This window comes from Paraburkholderia xenovorans, assembly GCF_046030735.1.
In the GTDB taxonomy this organism is placed as follows: domain Bacteria; phylum Pseudomonadota; class Gammaproteobacteria; order Burkholderiales; family Burkholderiaceae; genus Paraburkholderia; species Paraburkholderia xenovorans_A.
Genome location: NZ_JAQQBV010000022.1, coordinates 120,924 through 127,058 on the forward strand (window position 1 = coordinate 120,924; position 6,135 = coordinate 127,058).

Consider the following 6,135-nt stretch of genomic DNA (forward strand, 5'->3'; position numbering starts at 1 on the left):
CGCGCCTTTCAAGCAGCGCTGTTTCGGGCACACACGCGAATCGTCGTCATCAAACGGTATAGCGGATGCTGATCGCGAGCAATGCGCCGTCGCCTTTGACTACGCATTGCAATGCGTTCGGGGCGTCGATCCATAGCGTGTCGTCGGTTGCAAGCGATAGCGGCCCAGCCGCATCGCTTAATGCAACCGCAACCGAACCGCTCGCGCAGAACAACAGCACGGCATCGGCGGACAACGTGCATTGCGTGTCTCCACGCAACACGTCGACATCGCCCACCGCCGTGTCACGCCGCACCATCAGATTGAAATCGCGCGTCGCGCCGGCGACGAGCCGCGCGTCGATTTGCGCCTCGCCGCTAAAACGCGCGATATCGAGCGGACGGGTCAGCGCGTGCGTGTCGATCGACCCCGCGGCCGAGGTTTCGTCGAGCAACATGCCCGCGCCCGACAACAGCACCAACGTGCGGTCGATACCCTCGAAACGCGAGAACGGCCCCGCTTGCGCGACATCGGCCACGCTCACGCGCCACACGAACGCATCGAGCGCCGCGCCCGGCGGAAAAGCCGCCACCTCGCGCGTGACGCCGCCGCCGTTCTTCCACGGCGTCGCCACGAGATCGGCGCCGCGCAGCAGCGTCGTGTTGCCGGGCCGATGCGTCTCGTCGAGCGCCGTCGTCACGGTCAACGGCCCAGCATCGGCAGATTCAGGCCCGCTTCGCGCGCCGTTTCCTGCGCGAGTTCATAGCCCGCATCCGCGTGACGCATCACGCCGGTTGCCGGGTCGTTGAACAGCACGCGGCCGAGGCGCTCTTTCGCGGCATCCGTGCCGTCGGCGACGATCACGACGCCCGAGTGCTGGCTGAAACCCATGCCGACGCCGCCGCCATGATGCAGCGACACCCACGATGCGCCGCCCGCGGTGTTCAGCAGTGCGTTCAGCAGCGGCCAGTCGCTGACCGCGTCCGAGCCGTCCTTCATCGATTCGGTTTCGCGATTCGGGCTCGCGACCGAACCGGTGTCGAGGTGATCGCGGCCGATCACGATCGGCGCCTTCAGCTCGCCGTTCTTCACCATTTCATTGAACGCCTGGCCCAGACGATAACGATCCTTCACGCCGACCCAGCAGATGCGTGCGGGCAGCCCCTGGAACGCGATGCGTTCGCGCGCCATGTCGAGCCAGTTGTGCAGATGCGGATCGTCGGGGATCAGTTCCTTCACCTTCGCGTCCGTCTTGTAGATGTCTTCCGGATCGCCCGACAGCGCGACCCAACGGAACGGACCCTTGCCTTCGCAGAACAGCGGTCGGATGTAGGCCGGCACGAAGCCCGGGAAATCGAACGCGTTTTCGACACCCATTTCCAGCGCCATCTGACGAATGTTGTTGCCGTAGTCGAGCGTGGCCGCGCCGCGTTCCTGCAACGTCAGCATCGCCTGCACCTGCTTGGCCATCGACTGCTTGGCCGGCGTGACGATCGAATCCGGCGCGGTCTTCATGCGCTCGCGCCAGTCTTCGACGCTCCAGCCTTGCGGCAGGTAGCCGTGAATCGGATCGTGCGCGCTGGTTTGGTCGGTCACGCAATCCGGCGTGATGCCGCGCGCCACGCATTCGGCGAACACGTCGGCCGCATTGCCGAGCAGACCGATCGACACCGGCTTGCCCGCCTTCTTCGCTTCGTCGAGCAGTGCGAGCGCTTCGTCGAGCGTCTTCGCTTTCTTGTCGACGTAGCGCGTCTTCAGACGGAAGTCGATGCGCGTCTCGTCGCACTCCACCGCGATCATCGAGAAGCCTGCCATCGTCGCGGCCAGCGGCTGCGCGCCGCCCATTCCGCCGAGACCGCCGGTCAGGATCCAGCGGCCCGACGGCTCGCCGTTGAAATGCTGGTTCGCGACCGAGAAGAACGTCTCGTACGTGCCCTGCACGATGCCCTGGCTGCCGATATAGATCCAGCTGCCGGCGGTCATCTGGCCGTACATCATCAGGCCCTTGCGGTCGAGCTCGTGGAAGTGTTCCCACGTCGCCCAATGCGGCACCAGATTCGAATTCGCGAGCAGCACGCGCGGCGCGTCAGCATGCGTGCGAAACACGCCGACCGGCTTGCCCGACTGGATCAGCAACGTCTCGTCTTCGTTCAGGTCCTTCAGCGACGCGAGAATCTGATCGAAGCAATCCCAGTTACGCGCCGCCCGGCCGATACCGCCGTACACGACCAGTGCGTGCGGATGCTCGGCGACTTCCGGATCCAGATTGTTCTGGATCATCCGGTACGCGGCTTCCGCGATCCAGGTCTTGCAGGTCTTGTCCGCGCCGCGCGGCGCGCGGATCGTGCGGGTCGGGTCGAGACGCGGATCGATGTGTTTCGGATTGTTCATGGTGGCCCTCGGGATGCGTGAAGATGTGCGGGAAAAAGTTTCGGGAATAGCGGGTTTCGGGAATAGCGGTGAAATCAGAAATGTCCGGTGAAGCGATAACGGCTGCCTGGGTGCCAGAGATTGGCGACCGACGCCACCTGGCCCTGCGACCACGTGCGCCGGTGCAGCACGAGGCAGGGTTCGAGTTCGTCCATGGTCAGCAACTCGCGCGTGCCGGTGTCGGCGGCCAGCGCCTCGATCCGGTACTCGACGCGCTGCAGCGGCGCGACGCGTACCAGATACTGATTCGGCGTGGTGTTCGTGAAATCCTGCAATGCATACTCGGGTGCGACCGCCGGATTGACCCAGCGCTCTTCGAGCTGCACCGGTTCGTCGTTTTCGAAATGCAGCACGCGCGAATGAAATACCGGGCTGCCCGCGCTCACCTGCATTTCTTCGGCGAGCACTTCGTCGGCGACGCTCGCGCCGATCTGCAACACCTTCGCCTGATAACGATGACCGCGCGCGACGATTTCGTCGGAGATGCTGCGGATCGCCACCAGCGTCGATTCGTACTTGGGACGCGCGACGAAAGTGCCCGACCCCTGCACGCGCGTGAGGACCTGTTCCGAAGTCAACTCGCGCAACGCGCGGTTGACCGTCATGCGCGCGACGTTGAATTCGCGCGCAAGCTCGTTTTCGGACGGGACCTGGTCGCCTTCAGCCCATTCGCCCGCGTGGATGCGGCCGAGGATGAAGTCCTTGATGCCCTGATAGGCCGGTGCGTTCATTGGCGTGATCTGCTTGATCTACTTGAGCGGTGCTTACTGTTCCGAGCGGAACGAGAACGGGCTCAGCTTCGCGATCGTGCCGTTCTGCACGAGGCGCGTGACCGCCTCGATATCCGGCGCGAAATAGTGATCGAGCTCGTAATGCGCGACGTCTTTACGCACCACGTCCATCACTTTCTGCAAGCTCGGGCTGGTCTTGTGCGGGGCGCGCAGATCGACGCCTTGCGCCGCGGCGAGCAATTCGATCGACAGAATGTTCGCGGTGTTTTCGGCGATGTCGCCGAGCTTGCGCGCGGCGAACGTCGCCATCGAAACGTGATCTTCCTGGTTGGCCGACGTGGGCAGCGAATCGACCGACGCCGGATGCGCGAGCGTCTTGTTCTCCGACGCGAGCGCGGCAGCCGTCACGTGAGCGATCATGAAGCCGGAATTCACGCCGCCGTCGCGCACGAGGAATGGCGGCAGACCGGACAGCGTCGCGTCGATCAGCAACGCGATGCGGCGCTCGGCCAGCGCGCCGATTTCAGCGGCGGCGAGCGCGAGGTTGTCGGCGGCGAACGCCACCGGTTCCGCGTGGAAGTTGCCGCCCGACAGCACTTCGCCGGTGTCCGGGAAAATCAGCGGATTGTCGGATACCGCGTTGGCTTCCAGCAGCAGCACGTCGGCGGCATGACGCATCTGGTCGAGACAGGCGCCCATCACTTGCGGCTGACAGCGCAGGCTGTACGGGTCCTGCACCTTGTCGCAATCGGCGTGCGACACGTTGATCGCCGAACCGTCCAGCAGCGAACGGTAGGCCGCGGCCGCATCGATCTGACCTTGATGGCCGCGCAATGCGTGAATGCGCGCGTCGAACGGCTTGACCGAGCCCATTGCCGCGTCGACCGACAACGCACCCGCGACCAGCGCGGTGCGATACAGGTCTTCGATTGCGAACATGTTGTAGAGCGCGAGCGCGGTGGAAGCTTGCGTGCCGTTCAGCAGCGCCAGACCTTCCTTTGCTTGCAGCGTGAGCGGCTTCAGGCCGACCAGCGCGAGGCCTTCGGTGGCCGGCATGCGCTCGCCCTTCGCGAACACTTCGCCGACACCGAGCAGCGTCGCGGACATATGCGCGAGCGGCGCGAGGTCGCCCGACGCGCCGACCGAACCTTTGACCGGGATCACCGGCAGCACGTCGGCGTTGTACAGCGTGATCAGCGCTTCCATCACCTCGCGACGGATGCCCGAGTGGCCGCGGCCGAGGCTCGACAGCTTCAGCGCGATCAGCAGACGCACGACCGGAACCGACATCGGCGCGCCGACGCCGACCGCGTGCGACAGCACCAGATTGCGTTGCAGCAGTTCGAGTTGGTCGTGCGGAATATGGGTGCTGGCGAGACGGCCGAAGCCGGTGTTGATGCCGTAGGCCGGCTCGCCCTTCGCGGCGATGTCGGCGACGGCCTGGGCGCAAGCGTCGATGGCGGCGTGGCTCGCCGGGTCGAGTTGCAATGCGACGTGCTCGCGGGCGATCTGGCGCAGTTGCGGGAGAGTCAGGTGGCCGGGCTTCAGAGTCATCATGGTGTCGCGTCCTCGCTTGTCTAGACAATTTCGAGGAGTCTAGCGGCACCAATTTGTATATACAACTTTTTTTTGAGGGGTCGGAGTAGGGGTTTTTGCGGGGGTTGGGGAGGTCAGGTCACGCTTTCCGGCGCGGGGCGATGACCGGACTCCGCGTCAAGACAATCCTTGCCGCCAGGTTCTTGCGCCTTAAAGCGGAGCTATAACTTCGTGCTCCACCGTGGTATTGAAATATATGGCTTCGGTAATGTTTAGTTCTTTTGCTTTATTGCGTAAAATATTTTCAGTAAATTCAATAATGGTTACAAATCCTGTTTGAGCGAGCAAGCTTTGGGCTTCATTCATATCCTGCACAGACTTTAAAATTATCCCAGCCAACTCTATTTCGTTTGATATCGCGGGCAGGGCTTCTTGTTGTTCTTTTGCAATCGTTGCAGGCCATTTAATTTTTGTAGAATTTTCCGTATATAACGGATGCCGCTTATGCTCACCCAATGCAATCGCTCGCATACTCGATGACTCGATTTTTACTGTGTCATTGTAATAATGCGATATAATTACATCTTCATTCGTTCCGTTTTCATATTTTAATATCTCGTTAATTCGATCCGAGACAAACTCTCCCTCAATGTAGTCCGCCTGTTCGACTGGGTAAGAAAAATCATATCTGTTTTTATTTTTAATTTTTTTGGCAAGTCCCAGCAGGTAATTGTTCATATCCTCATGGTTCGTGATCTGAATCTGATTTGTCAAATCCAAAGAGGCGATCCCGAGCCTGCTGTCGCGACGCTGCTCCGAGACCCAGAAGGTCAATCTGAACTGTACTGCCTCTATCAACGCCTTAATCATCCTTCGTTCCCCAACAAATCCAAGCGCTGTCTGGCGTCGGTATGCAATAAGAAACGAATCATCCATCTTCAAATCTTTTAAAACTTGAAGACGCGTGTTCATTAAATGGTGATTAACGCCTTCTTCCTTCATCAAGACTTTTAAATACTTCTCAATAAAGCTCTCCGCCCAGAATTTCTCGATCAAAACAAAACCCTTTCTCCTTGACAATATTTTGTAATATGGAGCCGCCTTATCTCCGTACCGATTCTGAAGGTCCCGAACAAGGCCATTCCGGGCTTCGTTAATTAGCAGCAACGCATGGAAATTTTTATAATCTTCAATGGAGAATTGCTTATCTATTATAAATTCCTGCATGGCGAGCAACATCGTGTCCAGCTCAATCAGTACGGCATAATCGTCACCTAGTCGGGCCATTACAGATTTTTTGGTCAGAATAATGGGCTTCAGATCAACCATCAGATTGGAGAAAAACCGATATAAGACCGGATCCTCTAAAAACAGAGATTCCAACCTGTCTAAATATTCCCCTACTAAATCTGCATTTGTTGACGACTGTGCAACCGCACGCCGCTTCCTTGAGGCTCCC

At 59.9% G+C, this 6,135-nt stretch carries 5 protein-coding genes; all 5 read right to left on the reverse strand.

Annotated elements, in window-relative coordinates:
• Nucleotides 1-49: 49 nt before the first annotated feature.
• Nucleotides 50-679 (reverse strand): HutD/Ves family protein, encoded by a 630-nt coding sequence (locus PQQ51_RS21875; protein WP_408498915.1) that lies wholly within the window; start codon nt 677-679, stop codon nt 50-52.
• A 2-nt stretch (nt 680-681) separates the two neighbouring features.
• Complete coding sequence (hutU, locus tag PQQ51_RS21880; RefSeq protein WP_408498909.1) at nt 682-2,370, reverse strand: urocanate hydratase; 1,689 nt, start codon at nt 2,368-2,370, stop codon at nt 682-684.
• A 74-nt stretch (nt 2,371-2,444) separates the two neighbouring features.
• Complete coding sequence (gene hutC, locus PQQ51_RS21885) at nt 2,445-3,140, reverse strand: histidine utilization transcriptional repressor HutC (RefSeq protein ID WP_408498910.1); 696 nt, start codon at nt 3,138-3,140, stop codon at nt 2,445-2,447.
• Between the two features lie 33 nt (nt 3,141-3,173).
• A complete protein-coding gene (hutH, locus tag PQQ51_RS21890) occupies nt 3,174-4,697 on the reverse strand; it encodes a histidine ammonia-lyase (protein ID WP_408498911.1) in 1,524 nt (507 codons plus the stop codon).
• A 189-nt stretch (nt 4,698-4,886) separates the two neighbouring features.
• The coding region (locus PQQ51_RS21895; RefSeq protein WP_408498912.1) for a hypothetical protein at nt 4,887-6,135 on the reverse strand (1,249 nt) is incomplete at its 5' end.